A 21,792-nucleotide genomic window follows, 5' to 3' on the forward strand; every position below is an offset into this window, starting at 1 on the left:
AAATCATGGATAACCTTCAATCTTTACTTAAAACAATCGACAGCTTTGTCTGGGGTCCACCACTATTGATCTTATTGGTTGGTACCGGTGTCTACTTTACTTTTCGTTTGGGCTTACTACAGTTTCGACACCTGCCGACAGCGCTAAAAATGGTCTTCAGTAAAGATGATTCTAAAAAACAAGGCGACGTCTCTAGTTTCGCTGCGTTGTGTACTGCCCTATCAGCAACAATCGGTACAGGTAACATCGTAGGTGTCGCGACAGCAATCAAACTTGGTGGACCAGGTGCTCTATTCTGGATGTGGCTTGCAGCCCTATTCGGTATGGCGACCAAATACGCAGAGTGTTTGCTTGCTGTAAAATACCGCAAAGTCGACGACAAAGGCCAGATGATCGGTGGCCCTATGTACTACCTGCAATATGGGGTAGGTTCTAAAGCTTTAGCTGTGATGTTCGCTGTATTTGCATTGGGCGTAGCCTGCTTCGGCATCGGTACCTTCCCGCAGGTCAACGCGATCTTAGACGCTAGCGAGATCTCGTTTGGTGTTTCTCGCGAAATCTCTGCCAGTGTACTGACACTGCTTGTTGCTTTTGTAACACTGGGCGGTATTAAATCTATCGCGAAGGTCGCCGGTAAAGTCGTACCGACCATGGCACTGTTCTACGTATTAGCCTGTTTAAGCGTTATTATTATGAATGCAGACAAGCTACTAGATGCGGTAGAGCTTGTACTGGTTTCTGCCTTCACGTCCACAGCAGCTACTGGCGGATTCTTAGGCGCGAGCATCATGCTAGCCATCCAGTCAGGTATTGCTCGCGGCGTATTTTCTAACGAATCTGGCCTAGGTAGTGCGCCAATGGCGGCAGCGGCAGCAAAAACCGATTCATGTGTAAAACAGGGCCTGATCTCAATGACAGGCACCTTCTTCGACACCATCATTATTTGTACTATGACGGGTCTTGCGCTGATTCTTACTGGTGCTTGGCAAAGTGACTTTGCAGGTGCAGCCATGACCACTCATGCCTTTGCGGTTGGCCTTAATGCCGACACATTTGGACCAATGCTTGTCTCAATTGGTTTGATCTTCTTTGCCTTCACCACCATTTTAGGTTGGAACTACTATGGTGAACGCTGCGTGGTTTACCTATTTGGCACCAAAGCGGTGTGGCCATACAAACTTGTGTTCGTTTGCTTAGTTGCTTCTGGCGCCTTCTTACACCTAGATATGATCTGGATTATTGCCGATATCGTGAACGGTCTAATGGCAATTCCAAACCTAATTGGTCTTATTGCTTTACGCCATGTTGTGGTTGAGGAAACAAAGCTTTACTTTGCGCAAGTTTCAGCAGTTCGAAATAATCGAGTGACGGTTTAGACTCATTAGACTCTGATTAAGCCCAACCAATGCGAAGCCGTAACGCTTCGCATTTTTGTTTTATCTAACTGAAACAAATACTTCACCCAATCGACCTCCTACAGTTCTAAACTTGTCTCAAACCCTGTTAGAGCTTCAAAATGATTGGACATATCCCCCGCGACATTCAACACATTGAACAACTTTCGGAGCAGTATCCTAAGCACGTACGTTTAAACCTCCTTGATAAGATCCCGCATCAAGGGAAGTCTCTGCCATTATACGCTTTGGAAATAGGAGCAAACATTCAACAATCTCCCTGCCTTTTCTTTATTGGCGCAATTCATGGTGTCGAGCGGATTGGTAGCCAGATCATTCTGGCGTTTGTAAAGAGCTTACTACGCAGACTAGAGTGGGACAGGCAGTTAAAAGAGACGTTGGAACGAGTTCGAATCGTCGCGATTCCAGTCGTTAATCCGTGGGGCGTCGCTCTTAAAAAGCGAGCCAACCATAATGGTGTCGATTTGATGAGAAACGCGCCAATCAAAAGCTCAAATCCTATTCATCAACTCTATGCTGGGCAAGATTTTAGTTCTGCACTGCCATGGTATCGTGGTAACCCGGATCAAATGGAGCGGGAGCTACAAGCCTTGTCACAGTACATTCTCAGCTGTACCAAGGATTCTAGATCAACGATTCTACTCGACCTTCATAGTGGCTTTGGCGCACGTGATAGACTTTGGTTTCCGTATGCCCACAGTAAACAACCACCAAGTAATTTGTCCCAATACTACTTGCTGTATAGGCAGTTTCGCAAAAGCTACCCTCACTATGAGCTTTACCAGTTTGAACCGCAATGGCACCAGTACACAACTCATGGCGACTTTTGGGATTGGATGCTTATGCAACACCAAACGAAATCAGAGCACGACTTTTTACCGCTCACTCTTGAACTTGGTTCATGGCTATGGGTGAAAAAGAACCCAATACAGATGCTGCGATTTAGCCAAATGTTTCACCCAACTAAACCCCATAGGATCAAACGGGTACAACGGCGACACAGTACTCTGCTAAGCTATTTAATTCAGGTGCTCGACAACAATTTACTCGCCGAGATGTCGATAAGCGATGAAGAAAAGTATAGGGAAAAGGCCAACAATTTATGGTACCGATAGTCTTAGTTAGAGGATTATTAAGAGAAAGTGGTCATTGGCAGGATACGGTCAATGCCTTTCAACAAGCCTCTCCCGAGCTCACGGTCATCACACCCAATGTGCCCGGTAACGGTGAGCTTTACTACCAGACCAGCCCAAGCAGTATCAAGAAAATGCTTACTCCCGTGATTGCACAACTCCCTAAGGACTGCGAACGCTATCACTTAGTTGCGATTTCAATGGGTTCCATGCTCGCCAGTCATTGGGCACATACACTACCGGGTCAGGTAGCAAGCTTAACCCTGATTAATCCGAGTTTTTCTCGCTACAGTCCTTTTTGGCAACGAATAAATCTTCAGGCACTACTCATTATTGGCGCATCAAGTTTAAAAGGAAGTGATGCATTCCAACAGTCCATCATCGAATGGACGAGCCCAATCAGCCTGCATCGCCCCGAAGTGATCGAACATCACCTTAATCTTGCACGAAATCACCCTGTCACGGCACGCAATGCGATTCGCCAATTGTATGCTGCGGCAAGATTTAAAGGGCAAAGTACTCCACCAGCAATTCCAACACAAATCATTGTCAGTGAGCGAGACAAACTAGTAGATAGTCGATGTGGAGAAGCTATCGCGAAGGGTTGGAAGGTAGAATTAAAACGCTTTGATTGTGATGCGCACGACTTGCCGTTAGCCAAACCGCACGCACTTTGTGATCATCTTTTACACTGGTTTGCCAATATCGAGCTAAGCACAGACTATACCTGAGGCTTTTCAACCAAAAGCTTGATGCCAAGAAAGACTAAAACAGCCCCTGTCGAACCTTCCATCCAGCGGGTAAATCGCGGACTTTGAAGCAAGTTTTTCGCTTTCGTAAGCACACCAGCTAAACCACACTGCCAAACCATAGCAATAACAAAATGGATCGCAGCCATTAAGCAAGATTGTAAGAATGCTGAACCTTCAGGGTTGATGAACTGAGGCAAAAACGCGAGGTAGAAAACCGCTGTTTTAGGGTTTAGCACGTTAGAGAGAAAGCCTTCACGTAATGATCGCTTAGCATCAAGAGGCGTTGAGCCCACCACGGCGTTTGTATTTAAACCTGAACTCGTTCCATTTAAGAGACCTTTCAAGGTCATCACACCTAGCCATATTAAGTAGGCTGCACCAACCATCTTCACTGCGTTAAACAGTTCGGCAGATTGCGCCAAAATCGCAGAAATACCCACGGCTGAAAAGGTGGCGTGGACGAACAGACCAAGACATATCCCTAAGCTTGTTAAAAAGCCATCACTAAAACCACCGCGCGAGGAGTTACGAATTACCAAGGCAGTGTCTAACCCCGGAGTCAGGGTAAGAATAGTAATTGCGATTAAAAAGGCTTCGAAATTCATAATCATGGGTCGTCCTGACTGATTAGGGTCTGTTTACAATTTCACCCATGGTATAGGAAGGTATAACCGAGGTTCAACTCTTGATTAAATTCACTTGGTCTCATAATCATTGATTGATAAGCTTTCGCCTTTACAAATCAATAGTCACGGAAGGCGATCCATGAGCGCATTCGAAAAACTCAAACAACATTCTAAGAAGATTTCTCACTTCAATCACCTTGCTGCTATTTGTGGTTGGGACCAAGCAGCGGTTATGCCATCAGGCGGAAATCAAGCTCGCTCGGAAGCAATGGCAGAACTGTCGGTGCACATTCACGGCTTACATACTCAGCCACAACTAGAAGACTGGTTTGCCGAAGCCGAATCTGAACAGCTAAACACTCAAGATAAAGCCACATTGCGCGAGTTAAAGCGTCAATGGCAACAGGCGAACGTGTTACCAGAGTCATTAGTGCAGGCCAAATCTTTAGCGGGTTCTAAATGTGAGCACGCATGGCGTACCCAACGCGGAGACAATGACTGGCAGGGTTTTGAAAAAAACTGGGCAGAGGTGGTAAAGGTCTCACAAGAAGAAGCGCAAATTCGCGCTGAAGTAAATGGTCTTTCTCCTTACGATGCCATGCTCGATATCTATGAACCGGGAACTAATTCCGAATCTCTTGACCGTCTGTTTAGCGACGTAAAAACTTGGTTACCTGAACTGATCAACCAAGTGATCGATAAGCAAGCCGCTGAACATTTCGTACAAGCAGAAGGCACTTTCGATACCAGTAAACAGAAAGCGCTTGGCCTCGAAGTAATGAAGCTACTTCAATTTGACTTCAATCACGGACGCTTAGATGAAAGTGTTCACCCATTTTGTGGCGGCGTACCAACGGACGTTCGTATTACCACTCGTTACGATGAAAGCGAGTTTGTTCAGTCCTTAATGGGCATTGTTCACGAAACTGGGCATGCTCGCTATGAGCAAGGACTGCCAAAAGCACTGTCTGGCTTAGCATCTGGTGAAGCGCGTTCAATGGGAATCCACGAATCTCAGTCTCTATTCTTTGAAATGCAAGTAGGCCGAAGTGACGCATTTATCGAACACCTTGCTCGTCTAGCTGGCCAGCATTTTGATGGTCACAGCGCAGAGCTATTCTCGCAATCAAACTTCCAAAAACTCTACACACGAGTTAAGAAAGACTTTATCCGCGTCGATGCTGACGAGCTCACCTACCCTGCTCACGTCATTTTGCGCTATGAAATCGAGCGTGACCTGATCAATGGCAAGATCAAACACACTGATGTTCCAGAGTTGTGGAATCAAAAAATGCAACAGTACTTAGGGCTTTCAACTGAAGGCAATTATAAGAATGGTTGTATGCAAGACATCCACTGGACAGACGGTGCATTTGGTTACTTCCCGTCATACACATTAGGTGCCATGTATGCGGCTCAGTTTATGGCTGCAATGAAACAAACGGTTGATGTGGATGGCGCAATTCGAAGCGGCGACCTATCACCTATTTTCATTTGGCTAGAAGATAAGATCTGGAGTAAAGGGAGCTTGTTAACCACGGATGAACTTGTGCAGCATGCGACTGGTGAAACACTCAATGCCAAGTTCTTCCAAGAGCATTTGAAGAGCCGCTATTTATAAGCTTAATGCGGGAACAGTCACTCAGGCTGTTCCCGCACTAGTTCAATTGAATAACTACAAGAGTCAAACTCTTGAGGCACGAACACGTTCTAGTAGTTCTTTTCTAGTGTGAACTCGACCAGCCGCAACATCATCTTTAGCCATCAGAGCCAACTTTAACAGCGCATTTGCCTGTCGTTCAGCATGAATAGCTCGTTCTTCTTGTTCCCTTTCTTCCGCAGTTTGAATATAAAGCTCAGCCGTACCATCTTTAGTTACGACACAGCCGCCTTTGAAGGCGTCAGGATTACTAAGTTTATCAATTGCAACGCGTTGTGACATCGTATGAGTCTTATTCATAGTGACCTCGCTAAAAGTTAAGCAACAATTTTGTGCCAACATTATCTTGAGGTCAAATATGGGCTCAATTTGACTCAACAACTATGAGTATCTCTACTGATCGGAAAGGTGTTTGACGTTGACTACGTAAGCCGAAATGGTGACCTATCACCTATCTTCACTTGGCTAGAAGATAAAATCTGGAGTAATGGAAGCTTGTTAACCACGGATGAATTGGTGAAACACTATACCCTACATATTTTCAAAATCATTTAGTAAGTCGTTAACCGAATCGATGAGCCAAAACTAACAAAAATACTCGCGTATTGCTTTACTTAGTGAAACGTAGTCAGCGGCAACCTGTAGCAAGCTATTTGTCACTTACCATATTTTTTCGACCAATGCTCAAACTGCTCTCTAGTAACCGTTGATACATCTAGGTTTGTTTTCACATCTTTGGTGGCTGGTATAGATCTGTATTCTTGTGGAAAATGCCAAATGTTAAAAACATCATTGGGCATCGTGTCATAAATTAACTTATCCCAACCCAATGTCATTGCAATACGTTTGCAAGCGATTTTCTTAGCAAGGTCTATTTGTGCATTTTCATCTAGATATAGCCAATGACCTGTATTAACTGCACCAGTCAATATATCGACAGCCTGTAACGCCAAGTGATTTTTTGAGTCTTCCATGCTCAGCTCTTCAATCACCTTTCGACCCGACTTGTTTTGAAGCATATTGTTACTGATAATCTTAACTACTTCATCCTGCTTTTTATAGGATGTACTTTTTTGATCCATTCTAACTGTTGTTTTGTTTCGTTTATTCTTTAGTGTGTTCGCAAGTAAAAAGTCATAGGTGGTAAAAAATGCTTCTTCCTCATCTCGGTGCCATTTCCTATAAACGTCTTTGCGGACGACAATACTATGAAACGAGCATGGACTTTTGTGTATAAACTTCACTAGTTCAATACAGAGGTTTAGTTTACCTGCACTATTTCTAATCTTCTGCCATTTTAACTCGCCTCGCACGCCACTTCTTGAAATCAGCTGATCAACGACACGCTCTAGCTCGGGTAAGTAGCTCTTAGGTACAACTAATATTCCTATTGTGTAGCAAGGGCAACCCGCGGTATTGCCGCTTTCATCTGAAAAGGCTATTAACTCTTCCACCCAATCAACTCCGACTATCACCAGAACCATTCATACTCTACACAATACTATAAATCAGAATGCATACAAAGACGCGATGAAATTTTAAGTACGAGACAGACGGCGCATTTGGTTACTTCCCGTCATACACATTAGGTGCCATGTACGCGGCTCAGTTTATGTCGGCCATGAAACAAACAGTTGATGTAGACGGCGCAATTCGAAGCGGCGACCTATCACCTATTTTCGCTTGGCTAGAAGATAAGATCTGGAGTAAAGGAAGCTTGTTAACCACGGATGAACTGGTGAAGCAAGCGACTGGTTAAACACTCAATGCCAAGTTCTTCCAAGAGCATTTAAAAACACGTTACTTGGGCTAATTTGTAAAAACTAAGACAACGGTTTGACTGCCTGACTGACGCACTCTTTCAGGCAATCAACCCGTTCTAGATTTACCCATTCATTTTTCAGAACGACTTCAAAAGCCCTGAATGATAATCTGAGATGTCCAAGGTAACACCATACTCTTGAACCCATTGGTCGAGTTTCGCTTGAGCGGCATTTAAACTGTTCATGGTGATGGTGTTGTCATCGAGTTGCCAAAGCTGACGAGATCCGTCGTAGCTAAATTGAAGTGCCAGCATCGCATCAACATTTCCATCTTGTGCCGCTGTTTGTAGTGCTCGATTCTTACGGTGAATCAGGTTTAATGCCTGTTTAAGATCCCAAACATACGCAACTTCACGCATTTTAGGATGCGTTTTTAGCTTTATCAACGTCACCACCACCCCAATTGCACTAACGATGACACCAAGTAGATTCCAGTGAAAATGAGAACCTTGTTCTGCTGGGAATAGGTAAATCAGCGTTTGAGAAATGGCCAAACTAAATACAGACAAAGCCGCAATACAGGCGACAATAACGATATTTAAACGTGAACGGTATAACTGCTTGTCGATTTTTTGTAACTGCATCAATAATCCATTTTTAGCGCCGACCAAAGCCATATCAATGGCCTTAAAAGAATGAGTGATTATACACATCACGCTCGATGATTAGTAAGGACACTCGCAGATTATTGGCAGAAACCCCTTCTGCCTAAATTGAGTCTTCAATTTACAGAGATCTCTAGAGCTCAATTGATATCCCTAACTCTTTCCGTTTTCGCTTACTTAACCCCAAGGCCACCAAGCGATATGACTCAGACAAGTAGTATTTCAAGTCTTCATCTAACTCGCCTGATGTTTGGGTTTGTTGAATCCATTTCATGCCACGCGAAGCAAAATAAGGCGCGGGTTTATACCCTTCACAATCACTCAGAAACTGGAAGTTCAAATCCGATGTTTTAAAAGTGAATGCGGCTTCTCCACCGTCGCTCCAGCCGCCGATGGCAAAGACTTTTCCACCAACTTTCCATACGTGAGAGTTACCCCATTGAATAACGTGGCTTGTCGCAGCGAACTCTCCACAGAACTGATTAAACTCTTCGTAAGTCATAGTATTCTCCAATTCCTTAAGTATACGGATAACGCGAAAAGAACTAGGCTAATGACAACACTATAACCTACATACCATTTCCATCAGTCCATTGTTTTCAGAAGACTTGGAAAAGCCATGAGCTTGGTAGAGTTGTACTGCAGGGTTTTCAATAAACACCCTCAAGATGATAATTGAACTGGCTCGCTCCCTTGCATGCTGTTTTATCAAGCTTATAGATTTAGAGCCATAGCCTCTGCCTTGAAACTGAGGCTCTAATTGGAAATCTCATAGATACGTTGTTTCACCTTGGTCATAACTAAAGCGAACTAAACCAACTCGCTCTTCATCCACACAGATTTCAAAGTTATCTAGCTCTTCCCAGCTTTCGAGAAAGCGTTGATGATCCCACTCTATTCCTCTACTTTGATAATACGCCGACATATTTTCAAGAGTCAGAGACTCAGCGTATCGAGCGTCCGAAGCCGGATTGAATACTAACTGCATCCAAGAAAACTCCTCTGAACAATCACTACACTCTACACTTGATAGTCGAATACGATGATGTCATCCAACAGAGGGCGAAACACGTCTTTCAGCGCATCATGTTCTGGATGTGGTAAATAGTTTTGTCGCCCAGCCTCATCTACAAACGTCATCAAGACTGAATGCGTGAATCCTTGGTTTTTGTCTTCTGGACTATCGTTCAGCCCCCACTCAACCTCTGCCACACCTTCCACTTTGCTAGGCATTTGCTCAAAAAGGGCTCTCAGTTTTGCAATCTCTGATAACTGAGCGTCTTGTTTAAACTTAATCAGTAGTATGTGCCGAATCATGCTCTTCTCTACTTTTGTCTTTAGTAACGATAACTTAACATCGTTTGACTAGCTTCGACCAGTAGAAAGCGTACGAAGAGAGGATCTAAGTCTATGACTCGACGGCGATGTAAATCTCTACCTCTTGAGCACCTTTGTAAAACTCAAAGTCAGTCGTATAAGCACGCTTGTATGGACAGTTCTCAGCTGCGAAATAGTGCCATACTTCCTGCCATAAACTAATCACCACATCAGGAAACTCCCCTTGGGCGGAAAACACAAGGTATTGACCAGTTTCTATATGAGCTTGAACAAGATCTTGTCGGGCTTCACCACTTAAAGAGTCGGAACAGGCAATCACATCATACTTGCCGTTGTAATCTGACTCATAGTTGGTGTACACACCATATATCCGACTTTCTGAGCTTAGCGTCGGGAAAACTTCTTTGTAAAAGAGCTCCCATAACTGACCAATCTTAGCAGTTTCAGGTCGGCACTCGTCTGCATTCGTCGTTGTTACTGAAAGACCTGTTAACTTAATTTCCTCGAAAGTCTGTAGTTCCATTTGCCATCTCATTGTTAGCTAAAGTGTTCTAAAACATGTTGTTTGGTCATTGTAGTCGCCCCTACTGACAGCTTTTGTCAGTAGGGTGGCAGAGAACAAATTGGAGGAGAATTTGCTCAGAGGCAAGATAAGGATTAAAGAGTAAGCGGTTCGCGATAGACCACTTTAAAACGCTCAAGAACCAATAGCATCTCTTCACTCGGTGCTATGTTTAACTGTTCGCACTCTAAAGAGAAGAACTTCCAATGAGCCTCACGCCACCAGCGGAGTGATTTATCACCTTCCCCTTCAGATGCAGCAAACTCAGCCGTCACTTGATTGTATGGGCAGGTCGAAACAGAAGTGATTTCAATAATGCAGACGGGCTCACCCTGCCAATTGGTCACCACTTGTAGGTGACCAACTTGTGGCATTAGCTCATCTTCATGACGGTACCAATACTCCATGCTACACGAAGCGGTTTTCTCGCCACGCAAGATCAAATCCGCACATAGGTTGGCATTGTGTTCATCAGCGCAGAAATAATCAGCGCTAAATGAAGTGTATTGCTTGGCGACGCTAGGGGATAACGTCGCAAGAAATTGATCGAGATACTCTTGGCTTGTTGAGTCCATGCTTGTCTAAGATCCTTAAAAATACTCGCTTAGAGAAGAGAGCCTTTTCAAACATTAAGGTGCCATAGGTATTTATTCAAGGTTTTATACCTTTTCGGCCAGAACCTCTTTAAAAGCGAACATACCATTTAACGCCGCGGGAAAGCCTGCGTACACAGACATTTGTAGTATCACCTCTTTGATTTCTTCTTCACTACAACCGACGTTTAAGGCGGCATGTAAATGAACCTTTAGTTGAGGTGCACAATTCCCGAGCGCAGTGAGCGCCGCGACTGTAGCAATCTCTCTGGATTTAATATCAAGCCCCTCGCGGGTGTATATATCACCGAATGGATATTCAATAATGAATTTAGCTAAATCTGGGCAGACATCCTCAAGGCTTTCAATAACGTTTCTTCCTGCCTTACCGTCTATTTTGTCTAACTGTTCTAAACCTAGTTCGAATCGATTAAGCTTCATAAGTGTGTTTCCTGTATTGAAGTGAGGAAACACCTTACAAGTTAGAGTTAACTCTAAGTCAAGCTACTTTTCCTGATTGATAACGTTCGATCTTTTCATCCAGAGCCACCAGATGCTGATTAAGCTGTTGAATGTGGGAAAGCAAAATTTCTCGATGTTGTTCAAGTAGTTGCTGGCGTTCTGATAATGTGCCTGAACCGAGTTCTCTTAGCTTTGCGTAATCCAAGATTTCTTCCAGGGGCATTCCTGTTTCTTTCAAACGTATTACAAAACTTATCCACTCAATGTCGCGTGACGTGTAAGCTCTATGGCCACTTGGACTGCGCTGGACATTTCTTAGTAACCCAATTTTCTCGTAATATCGGAGTGTATGCGCCGAAAGGCCGACTAACTGCGAAAATTCCTTAATGTTCATACACTCCCTCTGATTTATCAGTGACTTTATGCTTTCTTAACAAACTTGGCCGTAACCATCATTTCTCCCGCACCATCAACTTTACAATCAAGTTCATGGTCTTTGCCTTCAACGATTCGTCTAATCACGGCTTTTGTACCGATTTTAAGCACCAAAGAGCTGCCTTTGACTTTTAGATCTTTCGCTAAAGTCACTTTATCACCCTCTTCAAGGGCAGTGCCGTTGGCATCTTTCGCGGTAAACACAGTTTCATCAGGCTCATTTGGGTTCCACTCATGAGCACACTCTGGGCATACTAGGTTGATTTGATCTTGGTAAACATACTCAGATTGGCAGTTCGGGCAAGGAGGAAAAGACATAGTCATTGTTCTTAGTTATTGAAATTAGAACATATGATAGTGTCTCTCCCTCTCTGTTGCGAGTGATACGGCGAACTTTAGTGATACAATCACTTACCTAACTCGCCTCTATAGGCTCCGATTTAAGTTGAGAAATGAAAGCGTTCAACTCTGACAAAGAACGAATGATGCGCACTGACTTATTCTCTTCAAAACCCTTTAAGTGCTGTTCAAAGTCCGAATTCCAAAACTTGGGGCTTAGCCGTAAGAATTTATAGCTCTGCATGCTGCCCTTAACGATGGAGCTCCCTTCGGGCCAACCTTCTGGTTTTACCGCTAGCCCCTTAAGCATACGTTTAGTCACCAGCCAGTAACTTACGTAATAAGGCAAGTCGATATAGATTAACGTATCGGCAGACTCAAGACGTTGGCTAAAAGAATCCAAAGGGCCCAAGCCGTCAATGATCCAGCTGTCTGCATTGAGAATATCTCGATGCTTTTTATCAAACACTTCCCTTGTCTCGGCCGTTCCATCTTTTCTGAAGGCAATAGAGTCGAGTTGGTGCAATGGTAAGTTTTTAATCAGAGCTAGTTGCTTACTCAATGATGACTTACCACTTCCTGGCTTTCCAAAAACAGCGATTTTCTTCATATTTCCTCCGTCGACCAAATTGGTAAAATCCCAGAGGCAGAAAAACAAAACCCACCTCTTTCGGGTGGGTTAAACGAAAATAAACACGCAAAAACTCCACCATTCCTAAGGAATGATGATAATTCGAGAATCTTGGCGCGTTAGAGTCATTTTCATATCAATATATTTGTATATAAATCATTCAGTGTCAATGGCAATAAATTTCAGGTCTATAGGTTTTATTCACTATTTTCTTTAGCGTACGTCATCAAGTACTGCTTTTCAGAAAAGCCATAGCTGCGATAGAAACCCAGCGCGCTGTCATTATTCGACCAAACATGCAAATCGACCGAAGACGCACTATGAGATTGTGCCCAATGAATAAAGCTATCGACCAACTCCCTCGCAATGCCCTTTCCTCTTGAGGCAGGGCACACTATTAACTCTTCTAGATAAGCATATAGTCTAGCCTGACTCCAACGACGCTCCGGAGTTTTATTGATAGAACCTAACAGCGCGCCAACTGCAACACCATCAATCTCTTTTACAACAAGATATTGATTGTTGTCTGCAAGTATCTGCTTAAGCTCCTCAAGCGTTAACACATCTTTAGTCTCTCGCACAATATCAGGCGCTAACTGTGCATTGTGCTGGTTTTCGAGAATAAACAACCTAACCAAGTTTGAATGGTCAGATACTACCGCTTTACGAATCATAGTTTTCTCTTACATTATTGACTTTGTAAACTCTCTGGTCTGGTGAGCATTACCTGCGTTGCTTGCCCCCCAATAATCTCTAAGTTGATTTACTTGGAGAGAGGTTTACTTAAGCAGATTGATCTTGAGACGCCAATATACTTTCCGTAGGGGGCGCATTCTTTATAACCGTTTCGCTGATAAAACCGAACAGCTTTCAAGTTGACTCGACGAGTCGATAATTTCGCTTCTTGGTAACCTAAAGTAGCGGCATACTCTTCCAATTGATTGAGAATAAAAGCGCCAGCTTTAGGCTGCTTAGAATACATCCGCTTTAGTTCACATACGCCGTCGCTAAAGTACCTAAATACACCGCAAGCAACTGGCTGATTATCTAAACAAACCACCATGCATCCATCCAACTGAGAATTGAATTCATCAGGTGAAAAAGAACTTTCTCCTGAATCATCCGTGATTTGGCGCAATGATGAGTTCAGCTCCAGTACCAAAGAGGCGAAATCTTTATCGCTTGTGGTCACTTTCTTGTGAGTAAAATTCATCCCTCAATCCTCGAATATTTTATCAACTAGGTTACACTTTTATGAGTGCTTCACCGCCACGACGGAAAACGTATGCCAATGTTTTTGTCTTCCCAGTGCTGTTTCAGCTTTTTCATCGCGTTCAACAAATCGGATAATTTCAAAATTTGTAAACAGGGCTTTAACTTCTGACTCTGTGAGAGAGGTCGTCGGGCTACGGTAGTTATTTGCCCAAGAGTCTTTTGTCCCCATAAAGTCACCAGCAAACACGCCACCTTCCACTAGCGAAGACTCAATCTTTTCCCACGTAGCTGAGAAGCAACTTGGATCAGCGAAGAATAAACTATTGTTGGCAATCACAAGACCACATTGAGGGTAATCATAATCTTCAAATGAAGACTGCGAGATATCAACCAGAGCACTTTGTCCAAACCTATCTCGACAAATGGCTATCGCATCGGGGTTAACATCAAAGCCATGCACTCGGTAGCCCTGCCCGAGTAAATAATCAATATCGCTCCCTGTACCACATCCGCAATCAATCGCTACTTTAGTAGACGACTTGTTGATCTTAACAACAAACTCCGTTCGCTTAAGATGAGGTTTAGCTAATGCTTTTTGGTAGTATTGACGCCAAATATCGCTGTTTTCATCCATATGTTTTATTCCTTGTTGAACCAGTCAACTTAGGTCTTTTCTCCATTCTCTATGGCTTGACGCAAAGAGGCAATAAATTCACGAACCCTCCGGTTGTTGTCGGCATGAAATTCATTACCGCAAGACTCATCGCGATAAGAGATTGCCGGATCTGAATAGATGGGTAAGAGTAACTTTTCGTAACTCATGATTGTTCCAGCATTTGCACACTTATAAGCCCTTGCATAAGGTTTGGCGAGGTGTTTATTTGCTGGCTTGAGGCTACGTTCAAGTTGTCCTTGTAACAATGAAAAGAACAGGGTTTCACTATGATTTGCGTGCATCAAATGCCCGAACTCATGCTCAAGGACATAAGGAGGCGCATCATCCGCTAACAAGATGAAACCACGGTTAAACTCCCAGTGCGTCATGCCATTGATGTCTTCTTCAAATATTGGGTGACGGTAATCAAGAACAAAAACGAAGTAGTTTAGCGGATCATTTTCAATTGAATCTAACCGCTCTTTGCCAATCGCATTGCGACCTTGCAAATAGACTTCTTCTAAATACTCCGTATCTGAAAAACCAAAATCGACATATTGGTATGACGCCAATTGACGCTCAAGTGGCAAACAAGAGTTCTCTAGTGTTTGGTTGGCAAACTCTATCTGCTTAACGGCGTTACGCTTTCCGAAAAACTCTTTTAGTGAACTATCAACAAAATAGTGCACTTTGGTCGATAAAACCGTCTCGTCATGACTACAGGTTACTAATTCCAAATTATCCAAGTCGAGGGGGGTTTGATCGGGCCTATTTAGATAGAAAAGTACCGCAGTGACAATAAGAGATGAGATAACTAAGGCTTTTTTCATAGATCTACTTTAAATCCATAAAACTCTTGTTCATTGCTTTATCCGATAACCTTCTTAAGACATTCAACTTGTTTCTCTAATAATTGACCGTCGCCTGAAGAATAAGATTTAGCCACATTGATCCATTGGGTACCCGTCTCGTCGATATGCTTAAATTCCACTTGCAGTGCATAACGCGAACAGCGGCTTAGGGAAAATAGAAAACCAACAACACTCAAACTCACTGCGATACCAATTAACCATGAAGGAGCAGGACTGAACTGATTGACTACTAGCCAAGCTGATCCTGAAAATAACGCAAGCCAAAAGATCATTTGACCTAAATTATCCAATAACGACATGCGCTTAAATTTAGCATTGGTAATCTTTGCAAGTGGGTAGCTATCTTTTTTGAAATGAAAATTATTGGTATCAATTTTGAAATCAGATTCTTTAAGCATTTTAGATCTTGTCCTTATTATTGTTCTTCGACTTATGTAAGTACTTCTTTGCGAATTCTCTTAGTACCTTCGCGTTATTCTTTAGATCTTCGGAGCCACACGTTTCGTCATTGAAAGTAGTGTCAGGGTTAGAATAAACAGGGATGATATCTCGCTCATACGACATGATTGTGCCGCGTCCAGAGCAAACAGCTCCAAATGCAAACTTTTCACTTTTGGGATACGAACTGATTAGGTACTCGTTAATATCAAAGTTAACCATCTGTTCTTTTAGCGTTTTTATATCGTGTGAAGCGCCGCTCAGATGACCAATTTCATGCTCCATAACATGATCATGACAATTCAACGCTATATTAAAAAACAGCGAAGAGCTCGATGAATAGCCACACCATTTGGATTGGTAGCTGTCATTAAAGTTGGCAAACACAATACCTTTAAAAATAGGAACGCCGTCATTATTGTGCTCTGGAAAGTTACGTTCTAAAGATAATTTTAGAAACCGCTCAGACACATCAACGTCCTTAAACCAACTACTATCAATCGCTGGGACATACTCAATATGAGTCACTTTACGAGATATTGGTATACACGAATTCGATAGGGTCATATTAGCGAAAGCCATCCAAGCATTAATTTTGGCTTGCACAAACTCTTTAGAATATTCAGCTAGCACATCATCATTAATGTACAAATGCACTTCAGTTTCTAGCTGAGCACTGTGAGCACACTGCGGAAGTTGCAGCTTGCTATCAGCCATTGCACTCCCACACACGAAAGCGGAAGCTAACAATAAGGTTGGTATTTTCATTTCATTGAACCACAGCTATTGGCGGCCTTTTAACCCCAATAGCATCAAGAGACATAGCGAATGTTCGCCTTAACCATATGAAACAAAATACATTATCAAAATTTATAAAACAAGGACAACCAATCACCTTGGATTGGCAATTCATAGATGGGCAACTTGCGTAGGGTAAGTCAAATGGAGTGAAGAGGCAGCCGCACTACCTCTTAGTTGAGAATGTTATGCCGATTACCCGGCTCTTGCTCCGTTTGGCATCGGGGTTTCAGGGCAAGCCAAACATGGTTGAAGCTTATCTTCATAGCCAATATCAAACAGCATACCTTGGGAGACTTCACCCGCCATTTTTCTCTCTGGTAAGTTGACCACAAACAAAGCCTGCTTCCCTTCAATTTCTTTAGGGTTTTCACGTTCTTGCTTAATGCCAGCCAGAATAGATCTTGTATGATCACCAAAATCGACGGTGAGTTTCATCAGTTTGTCAGACTTTGCAACTTCACCGACTTCAACAATCGTCCCTACTCGGATATCAACTTTAGCAAAGTCTTCGAATGCGATAGTTTCTTTAATAGGTGCATGATTCATAAACGTTTCCTTAGACTACTTATCAACGCGTTAACACTAATTACTTTATCTATTTGCCATAGGGTGGTCTGGACTCAATTGCAGCAAATCCCAAAGATTGCCGTACAAATCTTCAAACACCGCAACGGTGCCATAGTCTTGCTCCTTGGGTTCTCGAACAAAGTGAATTCCAATCGATTTCATTCGCTCATAATCACGCCAGAAGTCATCGGTACTTAAAAACAGGAACACGCGCCCACCAGATTGATTACCAATAAAATCATGCTGCTCAGGTTTCGATGCTTTGGCGAGCAGTATGGTCGCACCGTGTGAATTCGGTGGAGCGACAACAACCCAACGTTTGTCTTGTTCTGGCTGGTAGGTGTCTTCAATCAGTTCAAACTGCAGTTTGTTAACATAGAAGTCTATGGCCTCGTCGTAGTCTTTGACGACTAAGGCGATGTGAACAATGTTTTGCTTCATTTTCAACCTAATGAATTGTCTTATTCTGGGTCGTTATATTAACCATTTAAATGATTTAGTTAAGAATTCTCGTGCATTTTCTCTGACTATTTCGCCGTGAGACATCACGAGAACACTTGGATTCCACCTCAACAAGCATTCAAGGTGTTTACGAGCTTCTGCTTTACCAAACATAAAGCTGAGTCGCCAATCGGCTGGCATTTTTCCATTGGGAGCCAGTATACCTACTCGCTTCGCGACCACTCTTTGCCAATAGTTAAACTCTCGACCGGAAAAGTTCTCGACCAAATCTGTAACGATCAATGTGTGTGATTGTTTATGAAAGAAAACACATTCTTCCATCAACGGAGAGCCAGTGAAAAGTACCTGTTCGATATCTGATTGCCACTCCCAAATACAACCACCGTTTAACGAGGCGTTAAAGTGAATATCTCGCCGTTTTTTAATTACTTCATCGGTACCAAATACCTGAGATTCAGGAAACGCACTAATCCAATCAGGGAGAAAAAGATGATGCAGATGATTTGGGGCGATTAGAAATTTTACCGAGCCTAAACTCTCTAATTGGCTCTGGACTTGCTCGGTCAGCTCGATAGGACTGTGAACCCAAAGCTCGTCACCAGCGAGCTTAACGACCGTCATTCTAGTTGAGAAAGGCAGTCCGAAGAACGAAACCGTACTGCCATCAAAAATCCATATGTCGTTAGCTAGCTTTTCCATGCCTCGCCCCTCTTACTTATCTATCAGAGCCTTAAACCTAGTGCTTTCAATTCGCCTTCGGCCTGCTCAGCCGACAAGAACTGAATCGCGTGCATACCAACGCTTTTAGCACCTTCGACGTTATGCGGCATATCGTCTAGAAAAACACATTGCTCGGCGATGAGCTGATTGCTATTGAGCAAAGAGTGGTAGATCTCAGGTTGGGGTTTTAGCAAACCTAAGTCAGCGGATACGGTTGCAGCATCAAATAGCGGCCAAAAGTCGTATTCTGCTTTTAGAAAGTCGACAATTTCAACGACGTTGTCCGTCAAGGCATAGACACCATAGCCAGCGGCTTTAACCTTCTTTAGTAAATCGACAGATCCGTAAAGCTCAATTAAGGATTGCTTAACGTAATAGAACAAGCGATCACAATCTTGCGGTGTAAAATCTAACTCAAGCTGGTATCGATGTTTGGCTTCAATTTCGGTGAGAAAACCTCGATTGAGATCAAGCCAAATGTCACTCATAAAGACTTTCTTGGCCAGCGCTTCAGGTTGTTCTACATTGCCAAATGTCAGCCTCACAATCTCCAGTGGCGCCCAGCGTACAATCACATTACCGACATCGAAAACAACATTCTTAATTACTGTGTTCTGCATAAGCCCAACCGACCTTTATGTTTATAGTGAAGTAAATTTCATGATTGAGGTTAACTCAGTTTTTCTGGTAACAAATGGCGAAAACTCACAAAACCTGCCATACAAATACTCAGTTGATACTCATCGCATGTTTGCGATCAAAAACGGAGCGATAATCGCTCCGTTGTTTATTCCAATCCTTTAGCGTCTTCTATTAAGATTACGCCTTTCTGAGCCAACTCATTGGCAACATTGTCCGCATTGTCGGGAAACACGGCTCTGGTTGAGGCAAGATTGAGTATTACCTTAAAACCCGCCTCTACAAGCTGTTCAACCGACTTTTTCACACAAAAATCCAAAGCGAGTCCGCCAACAATAACGGTTTCGATCTGCTTAGCACGTAAAAATTCGATCCCACCTGTAGAACGGGTATCAGCCTGATCGTGATAAAACGCCCCATACGGGTGGGCGTCTGGGTCAATACCTTTGTTGATTTGGAAATCATAGTCACGAATTTCAGGTAAACCAGGCAACAGTTCCACACCAGACGTCCCCACTACGCAGTGTGGATTCCACTTAATATCCACCTCCGGAAGGCCAACGGGCTCAAGCATGTTTTCTGGCGTTTCGGCCTCCCACGCAGCACCGGGTGGATGCATGTCGCGAGAAACCAAACGCACTGAAGCTTTACTGTGATTGCGCTTGAGTTCCTCAACGATCTCTAAAGCACCCTGTACAGGCAGCTCTTTAGGGCATAACTCGCTAAAGCCTTTCTGCGGATCAACATCAATCGAGGCCGTTGTGGTTTTATCAATCTTAATCGTCTGAAATTGCATTACTCTCTCCTTGCGTCATCATCGCAGGCAGGATTGGAAATAGGTTACACACTTTTCACCAAGACTATACACTTGGGCTGGCTTACCACCTTTACCACGGTTTGTTGAAGCCATTTTATTCGCACTGATAATGACTCCGGTATCAATCAGACGGCGTTTAACCGTCATGCGATTCACCTCTACACCAAATTTTGCGTATGCGGCAATGATGTCTGAAACAAGAAACTCTCGGTCTAAAGCAAACAGCGCGACTGAGGTGTACTCAACCGCCGCTCGCAGCTTTTTCCACGCGAGCTTAATCAAATCGGCATGGTCAAAAGCCAATTCAATATCATCGTCCAGAACACTATTCAGTGGAAACCATCTCAGTTGCTCTTGGCACAAGCCACAGTTTTCGATTTGCTCTACATTCGCTTGGTTGAGCAACGCATAATGAGCAATGGTGACACTCCAACCTTCTGGGTCACGCTTAGGATTCCCGTCAACCATCGGTTGACTGATGTAATTCGGGTAAGTATGTATTTTTTGGCGACAAATACGCTTACGAGCAGCATCAAAATCTTGGTCTGCTTGCTGCCCTCCCTGATTAGATAAATCCTGCTCAAAGACAAATCCACCAGGTATTGACCATAAGCCATGTTCAGGTCTGTCTGGGTTGTTTCTTTTGATCAGTAAGGTCTCTAACCCTTCATCACCTAACCTAAGGCATATCATGTCAATGGTGACAATCATCGTACGACCCCTAGCTCCTTAATTGTTAGATACATTACCACCACAACGTATAATATCAACAGGAAAGTAACAATACGTGACTTACCTTACCATACTCACTTCACCCCTTACTTCTATAAGCATATATCTATTCAACAAAAGTAGAATAGACAAATTCCAATCAAACCAACTATAGTTAATAACATAATTTGACAAACCCTAAGTGCTTATTTAAAGTTCAGTACAACAATAAAGCCCTAAGAAACATAGGATGGCTGAATGACCGCCAAGCTTTTTAACGACAACATCATCCAAAGCGCACTTGATCTCGATGTCTATAAGATCAACATGATGCATGCGGCGCGAAAGTTTTATCCAGATACCCAGGTTCGCTATGAACTTATTGTTCGCTCAAACGAAGATTTATCTGGTTTAAAAGACGACGTTAATAACGAGATTGGCAAACTCGCACAAGTTACATTCAGCCAAGAAGAAATCGCTTACCTTGAGGCGAAAGCCCCTTACCTTGATCCAGACTTTCTCGGTTACTTGAGTGAGTTCGAGTTCAGACCTCTGCAACAAGTCAGCGTAACCACACTTGATGGTCAACTTCGTGTTTCGATTTCAGGGCTTTGGCATGAAACCATTCTCTACGAAACACTCGTTATGAGTATTATCTCTGAAGTGCGTAATAGAACTCGATGGAATGCCATTCCTTATTCGCAGTTTGCCAGTGTGCTGGAAGAAAAAATCACTTATCTCAAGTCTGAATTAAAACGCAGAAATATTACTCATTTCCAGTTCTCGGAGATGGGAAGCCGACGCCGTTTTAGCGCCCAAGTGCAGCGTGACTTAGTCAGCCACCTTCACCAGCATGCACCTGAACTGATGAGCGGTACAAGTAACTACCACTTAGCCAAACAATTTGATTTAACGCCAATCGGAACGGTGGCACACGAATGGTTTATGGCTCACCAGCAACTGGTGGAGCCAGCTCAGTCGCAAAAGGTCGCCTTAGACAAGTGGCATCAAGCATTTAATGGCAAACTCGGCATTGCACTAACAGACACCATAGGTATTGATGCGTTTTTGCAAGACTTCACTTATGAACGTGCAAGTGTCTATGCTGGCGTACGACACGACTCTGGAAGCCCATTTGACTGGGGTGACAAAATGATTGCTCATTACAAGTCACTGGGTATCGATCCAAAGTCAAAAGTGCTGATCTTTACCGACGGGCTGAACTTTGAACGCGCACTGGAAATTAGCGAGTACTTTGCAGATCGCGCTAATATCAGTTTCGGTATTGGTACATTTCTGGCGAATGACATGGGCGATTGGTCGGATGAAAACAGCCGTTACCAACCGCTGTCGATGGTCGTTAAAATGACAGAGTGCAATGGCGCCGCCGTCGCGAAAATCAGCGATGAGCCGGAAAAAGCCATGTGTGAAGACCCGATCTTCCTTGCCGATTTAAGACAAAGCTTTGGCCTTGAGTCCAAGTACGATAAAGCAAGCTAAAAGCCCAGCATAAGAAAACGG

The 21,792-nt window shown here is 43.4% G+C and carries 29 protein-coding genes and 2 pseudogenes; 6 read left to right on the forward strand and 25 right to left on the reverse strand.

The window, feature by feature from the left end:
• Positions 1 to 5 precede the first annotated feature (5 nt).
• From AC5O63_RS11665 to AC5O63_RS11675, 3 genes are all read left to right on the forward strand, one after another.
• A complete protein-coding gene (locus AC5O63_RS11665; protein ID WP_494505099.1) occupies positions 6 to 1,376 on the forward strand; it encodes an alanine/glycine:cation symporter family protein in 1,371 nt (456 codons plus the stop codon).
• Positions 1,377 to 1,516: 140 nt separating this feature from the next.
• A complete protein-coding gene (locus tag AC5O63_RS11670; protein ID WP_494505100.1) occupies positions 1,517 to 2,530 on the forward strand; it encodes a DUF2817 domain-containing protein in 1,014 nt (337 codons plus the stop codon).
• Positions 2,518 to 3,279, forward strand: a complete 762-nt coding sequence (locus AC5O63_RS11675; RefSeq protein WP_494505101.1) for an alpha/beta fold hydrolase — start codon at positions 2,518 to 2,520, stop codon at positions 3,277 to 3,279. Before AC5O63_RS11670 ends, AC5O63_RS11675 begins: the two co-directional genes overlap by 13 nt.
• On the opposite strand, the gene AC5O63_RS11680 is transcribed toward AC5O63_RS11675, so the two are convergent.
• On the reverse strand, positions 3,270 to 3,911 hold the full coding sequence (locus tag AC5O63_RS11680) for a LysE family translocator (protein ID WP_494505102.1): 642 nt from the start codon (positions 3,909 to 3,911) through the stop codon (positions 3,270 to 3,272). The genes AC5O63_RS11675 and AC5O63_RS11680 overlap by 10 nt on opposite strands.
• Before the next feature lie 154 nt (positions 3,912 to 4,065).
• Between AC5O63_RS11680 and AC5O63_RS11685 the strand changes: the two genes are divergently transcribed.
• The gene (locus tag AC5O63_RS11685) at positions 4,066 to 5,547 is read left to right on the forward strand and encodes a carboxypeptidase M32 (protein ID WP_494505103.1); all 1,482 of its coding nucleotides are present in this window, start codon (positions 4,066 to 4,068) and stop codon (positions 5,545 to 5,547) included.
• A gap of 63 nt (positions 5,548 to 5,610) precedes the next feature.
• Here AC5O63_RS11685 and AC5O63_RS11690 read toward each other — a convergent pair whose 3' ends face one another.
• Together AC5O63_RS11690 and AC5O63_RS11695 are read right to left on the reverse strand one after the other, a co-directional pair.
• Positions 5,611 to 5,886, reverse strand: coding sequence for a hypothetical protein (locus AC5O63_RS11690; protein WP_494505104.1), 276 nt, complete (start codon positions 5,884 to 5,886; stop codon positions 5,611 to 5,613).
• Positions 5,887 to 6,242: 356 nt separating this feature from the next.
• Complete coding sequence (locus tag AC5O63_RS11695; protein WP_494505105.1) at positions 6,243 to 7,040, reverse strand: DUF3800 domain-containing protein; 798 nt, start codon at positions 7,038 to 7,040, stop codon at positions 6,243 to 6,245.
• 95 nt (positions 7,041 to 7,135) lie between these two features.
• Here AC5O63_RS11695 and AC5O63_RS11700 point away from each other — a divergent pair.
• Positions 7,136 to 7,345 (forward strand): annotated as a pseudogene (locus AC5O63_RS11700) (carboxypeptidase M32); the annotation flags it as partial.
• A 141-nt stretch (positions 7,346 to 7,486) separates the two neighbouring features.
• On the opposite strand, the gene AC5O63_RS11705 reads toward AC5O63_RS11700, so the two are convergent.
• The 22 genes and pseudogenes from AC5O63_RS11705 to AC5O63_RS11810 all read right to left on the reverse strand — a co-directional run bounded on the left by AC5O63_RS11705 (position 7,487) and on the right by AC5O63_RS11810 (position 20,271).
• Positions 7,487 to 7,993 carry a DUF3087 domain-containing protein gene (locus AC5O63_RS11705; RefSeq protein ID WP_494505106.1) on the reverse strand — a complete coding sequence of 169 codons (507 nt, stop codon included), beginning with the start codon at positions 7,991 to 7,993 and terminating at the stop codon, positions 7,487 to 7,489.
• Between the two features lie 154 nt (positions 7,994 to 8,147).
• Positions 8,148 to 8,516 carry an MmcQ/YjbR family DNA-binding protein gene (locus AC5O63_RS11710; protein WP_494505107.1) on the reverse strand — a complete coding sequence of 123 codons (369 nt, stop codon included), beginning with the start codon at positions 8,514 to 8,516 and terminating at the stop codon, positions 8,148 to 8,150.
• A 60-nt stretch (positions 8,517 to 8,576) separates the two neighbouring features.
• Positions 8,577 to 9,002, reverse strand: a pseudogene (locus AC5O63_RS11715) (GNAT family N-acetyltransferase).
• A 32-nt stretch (positions 9,003 to 9,034) separates the two neighbouring features.
• Positions 9,035 to 9,331 carry a Dabb family protein gene (locus tag AC5O63_RS11720; RefSeq protein ID WP_004743454.1) on the reverse strand — a complete coding sequence of 99 codons (297 nt, stop codon included), beginning with the start codon at positions 9,329 to 9,331 and terminating at the stop codon, positions 9,035 to 9,037.
• A gap of 91 nt (positions 9,332 to 9,422) precedes the next feature.
• The gene (locus AC5O63_RS11725) at positions 9,423 to 9,875 is read right to left on the reverse strand and encodes a GyrI-like domain-containing protein (protein ID WP_494505108.1); all 453 of its coding nucleotides are present in this window, start codon (positions 9,873 to 9,875) and stop codon (positions 9,423 to 9,425) included.
• Between the two features lie 134 nt (positions 9,876 to 10,009).
• A complete protein-coding gene (locus tag AC5O63_RS11730) occupies positions 10,010 to 10,489 on the reverse strand; it encodes an ASCH domain-containing protein (protein ID WP_494505109.1) in 480 nt (159 codons plus the stop codon).
• An 84-nt stretch (positions 10,490 to 10,573) separates the two neighbouring features.
• Positions 10,574 to 10,948 carry a carboxymuconolactone decarboxylase family protein gene (locus AC5O63_RS11735; protein ID WP_494505110.1) on the reverse strand — a complete coding sequence of 125 codons (375 nt, stop codon included), beginning with the start codon at positions 10,946 to 10,948 and terminating at the stop codon, positions 10,574 to 10,576.
• Between the two features lie 58 nt (positions 10,949 to 11,006).
• Complete coding sequence (locus AC5O63_RS11740; protein ID WP_494505111.1) at positions 11,007 to 11,363, reverse strand: MerR family transcriptional regulator; 357 nt, start codon at positions 11,361 to 11,363, stop codon at positions 11,007 to 11,009.
• Between the two features lie 26 nt (positions 11,364 to 11,389).
• Entirely contained in the window at positions 11,390 to 11,722 is a 333-nt protein-coding gene (locus AC5O63_RS11745) for a zinc ribbon domain-containing protein YjdM (protein WP_486786252.1), read from the reverse strand.
• 97 nt (positions 11,723 to 11,819) lie between these two features.
• A complete protein-coding gene (locus tag AC5O63_RS11750) occupies positions 11,820 to 12,353 on the reverse strand; it encodes a P-loop NTPase family protein (RefSeq protein ID WP_494505112.1) in 534 nt (177 codons plus the stop codon).
• 218 nt (positions 12,354 to 12,571) lie between these two features.
• Positions 12,572 to 13,048, reverse strand: a complete 477-nt coding sequence (locus AC5O63_RS11755; protein ID WP_494505113.1) for a GNAT family N-acetyltransferase — start codon at positions 13,046 to 13,048, stop codon at positions 12,572 to 12,574.
• Between the two features lie 89 nt (positions 13,049 to 13,137).
• Positions 13,138 to 13,587, reverse strand: a complete 450-nt coding sequence (locus tag AC5O63_RS11760) for a GNAT family N-acetyltransferase (protein ID WP_494505114.1) — start codon at positions 13,585 to 13,587, stop codon at positions 13,138 to 13,140.
• A 39-nt stretch (positions 13,588 to 13,626) separates the two neighbouring features.
• Complete coding sequence (locus AC5O63_RS11765) at positions 13,627 to 14,223, reverse strand: class I SAM-dependent methyltransferase (RefSeq protein WP_494505115.1); 597 nt, start codon at positions 14,221 to 14,223, stop codon at positions 13,627 to 13,629.
• A gap of 29 nt (positions 14,224 to 14,252) precedes the next feature.
• Positions 14,253 to 15,074, reverse strand: coding sequence for a hypothetical protein (locus AC5O63_RS11770; protein ID WP_486794180.1), 822 nt, complete (start codon positions 15,072 to 15,074; stop codon positions 14,253 to 14,255).
• A 38-nt stretch (positions 15,075 to 15,112) separates the two neighbouring features.
• On the reverse strand, positions 15,113 to 15,514 hold the full coding sequence (locus AC5O63_RS11775) for a hypothetical protein (protein ID WP_494505116.1): 402 nt from the start codon (positions 15,512 to 15,514) through the stop codon (positions 15,113 to 15,115).
• A gap of 1 nt (position 15,515) precedes the next feature.
• Complete coding sequence (locus AC5O63_RS11780; RefSeq protein ID WP_494505117.1) at positions 15,516 to 16,271, reverse strand: hypothetical protein; 756 nt, start codon at positions 16,269 to 16,271, stop codon at positions 15,516 to 15,518.
• Positions 16,272 to 16,547: 276 nt separating this feature from the next.
• Positions 16,548 to 16,901 carry a tRNA-binding protein gene (locus tag AC5O63_RS11785; RefSeq protein WP_494505118.1) on the reverse strand — a complete coding sequence of 118 codons (354 nt, stop codon included), beginning with the start codon at positions 16,899 to 16,901 and terminating at the stop codon, positions 16,548 to 16,550.
• A 45-nt stretch (positions 16,902 to 16,946) separates the two neighbouring features.
• Complete coding sequence (locus AC5O63_RS11790) at positions 16,947 to 17,363, reverse strand: VOC family protein (RefSeq protein ID WP_494505119.1); 417 nt, start codon at positions 17,361 to 17,363, stop codon at positions 16,947 to 16,949.
• Positions 17,364 to 17,396: 33 nt separating this feature from the next.
• On the reverse strand, positions 17,397 to 18,083 hold the full coding sequence (locus tag AC5O63_RS11795; protein WP_494505120.1) for a DUF4336 domain-containing protein: 687 nt from the start codon (positions 18,081 to 18,083) through the stop codon (positions 17,397 to 17,399).
• A gap of 23 nt (positions 18,084 to 18,106) precedes the next feature.
• On the reverse strand, positions 18,107 to 18,724 hold the full coding sequence (locus AC5O63_RS11800) for an HAD family hydrolase (protein ID WP_494505121.1): 618 nt from the start codon (positions 18,722 to 18,724) through the stop codon (positions 18,107 to 18,109).
• A gap of 167 nt (positions 18,725 to 18,891) precedes the next feature.
• Positions 18,892 to 19,539, reverse strand: coding sequence for an isochorismatase family protein (locus AC5O63_RS11805; protein WP_494505122.1), 648 nt, complete (start codon positions 19,537 to 19,539; stop codon positions 18,892 to 18,894).
• An 18-nt stretch (positions 19,540 to 19,557) separates the two neighbouring features.
• On the reverse strand, positions 19,558 to 20,271 hold the full coding sequence (locus tag AC5O63_RS11810; RefSeq protein ID WP_494505123.1) for an NUDIX hydrolase: 714 nt from the start codon (positions 20,269 to 20,271) through the stop codon (positions 19,558 to 19,560).
• Positions 20,272 to 20,529: 258 nt separating this feature from the next.
• Here AC5O63_RS11810 and pncB point away from each other — a divergent pair, with 258 nt between their 5' ends.
• Positions 20,530 to 21,771, forward strand: a complete 1,242-nt coding sequence (gene pncB / locus AC5O63_RS11815; protein ID WP_494505124.1) for a nicotinate phosphoribosyltransferase — start codon at positions 20,530 to 20,532, stop codon at positions 21,769 to 21,771.
• The last annotated feature ends 21 nt before the right edge of the window (positions 21,772 to 21,792 follow it).

It is taken from the genome of Vibrio sp. SCP2 (assembly GCF_059295395.1).

Excerpts from the sequence above, each read along its gene's own strand:
- AC5O63_RS11685 (WP_494505103.1), top strand. The coding sequence starts at position 4,066 with ATGAGCGCATTCGAAAAACTCAAACAACATTCTAAGAAGATTTCTCAC.
- AC5O63_RS11775 (WP_494505116.1), bottom strand. The coding sequence starts at position 15,514 with ATGCTTAAAGAATCTGATTTCAAAATTGATACCAATAATTTTCATTTC.
- AC5O63_RS11770 (WP_486794180.1), bottom strand. The coding sequence starts at position 15,074 with ATGAAAAAAGCCTTAGTTATCTCATCTCTTATTGTCACTGCGGTACTT.
- AC5O63_RS11730 (WP_494505109.1), bottom strand. The coding sequence starts at position 10,489 with ATGGACTCAACAAGCCAAGAGTATCTCGATCAATTTCTTGCGACGTTA.
- AC5O63_RS11680 (WP_494505102.1), bottom strand. The coding sequence starts at position 3,911 with ATGATTATGAATTTCGAAGCCTTTTTAATCGCAATTACTATTCTTACC.
- AC5O63_RS11765 (WP_494505115.1), bottom strand. The coding sequence starts at position 14,223 with ATGGATGAAAACAGCGATATTTGGCGTCAATACTACCAAAAAGCATTA.
- AC5O63_RS11670 (WP_494505100.1), top strand. The coding sequence starts at position 1,517 with ATGATTGGACATATCCCCCGCGACATTCAACACATTGAACAACTTTCG.
- AC5O63_RS11720 (WP_004743454.1), bottom strand. The coding sequence starts at position 9,331 with ATGATTCGGCACATACTACTGATTAAGTTTAAACAAGACGCTCAGTTA.
- AC5O63_RS11810 (WP_494505123.1), bottom strand. The coding sequence starts at position 20,271 with ATGATTGTCACCATTGACATGATATGCCTTAGGTTAGGTGATGAAGGG.
- AC5O63_RS11690 (WP_494505104.1), bottom strand. The coding sequence starts at position 5,886 with ATGAATAAGACTCATACGATGTCACAACGCGTTGCAATTGATAAACTT.
- AC5O63_RS11735 (WP_494505110.1), bottom strand. The coding sequence starts at position 10,948 with ATGAAGCTTAATCGATTCGAACTAGGTTTAGAACAGTTAGACAAAATA.
- AC5O63_RS11740 (WP_494505111.1), bottom strand. The coding sequence starts at position 11,363 with ATGAACATTAAGGAATTTTCGCAGTTAGTCGGCCTTTCGGCGCATACA.
- AC5O63_RS11710 (WP_494505107.1), bottom strand. The coding sequence starts at position 8,516 with ATGACTTACGAAGAGTTTAATCAGTTCTGTGGAGAGTTCGCTGCGACA.
- AC5O63_RS11800 (WP_494505121.1), bottom strand. The coding sequence starts at position 18,724 with ATGCAGAACACAGTAATTAAGAATGTTGTTTTCGATGTCGGTAATGTG.
- AC5O63_RS11755 (WP_494505113.1), bottom strand. The coding sequence starts at position 13,048 with ATGATTCGTAAAGCGGTAGTATCTGACCATTCAAACTTGGTTAGGTTG.
- AC5O63_RS11805 (WP_494505122.1), bottom strand. The coding sequence starts at position 19,539 with ATGCAATTTCAGACGATTAAGATTGATAAAACCACAACGGCCTCGATT.
- AC5O63_RS11780 (WP_494505117.1), bottom strand. The coding sequence starts at position 16,271 with ATGGCTGATAGCAAGCTGCAACTTCCGCAGTGTGCTCACAGTGCTCAG.
- AC5O63_RS11675 (WP_494505101.1), top strand. The coding sequence starts at position 2,518 with ATGGTACCGATAGTCTTAGTTAGAGGATTATTAAGAGAAAGTGGTCAT.
- AC5O63_RS11790 (WP_494505119.1), bottom strand. The coding sequence starts at position 17,363 with ATGAAGCAAAACATTGTTCACATCGCCTTAGTCGTCAAAGACTACGAC.
- AC5O63_RS11665 (WP_494505099.1), top strand. The coding sequence starts at position 6 with ATGGATAACCTTCAATCTTTACTTAAAACAATCGACAGCTTTGTCTGG.
- AC5O63_RS11785 (WP_494505118.1), bottom strand. The coding sequence starts at position 16,901 with ATGAATCATGCACCTATTAAAGAAACTATCGCATTCGAAGACTTTGCT.
- pncB (WP_494505124.1), top strand. The coding sequence starts at position 20,530 with ATGACCGCCAAGCTTTTTAACGACAACATCATCCAAAGCGCACTTGAT.
- AC5O63_RS11760 (WP_494505114.1), bottom strand. The coding sequence starts at position 13,587 with ATGAATTTTACTCACAAGAAAGTGACCACAAGCGATAAAGATTTCGCC.
- AC5O63_RS11795 (WP_494505120.1), bottom strand. The coding sequence starts at position 18,083 with ATGGAAAAGCTAGCTAACGACATATGGATTTTTGATGGCAGTACGGTT.
- AC5O63_RS11745 (WP_486786252.1), bottom strand. The coding sequence starts at position 11,722 with ATGTCTTTTCCTCCTTGCCCGAACTGCCAATCTGAGTATGTTTACCAA.
- AC5O63_RS11705 (WP_494505106.1), bottom strand. The coding sequence starts at position 7,993 with ATGCAGTTACAAAAAATCGACAAGCAGTTATACCGTTCACGTTTAAAT.
- AC5O63_RS11725 (WP_494505108.1), bottom strand. The coding sequence starts at position 9,875 with ATGGAACTACAGACTTTCGAGGAAATTAAGTTAACAGGTCTTTCAGTA.
- AC5O63_RS11750 (WP_494505112.1), bottom strand. The coding sequence starts at position 12,353 with ATGAAGAAAATCGCTGTTTTTGGAAAGCCAGGAAGTGGTAAGTCATCA.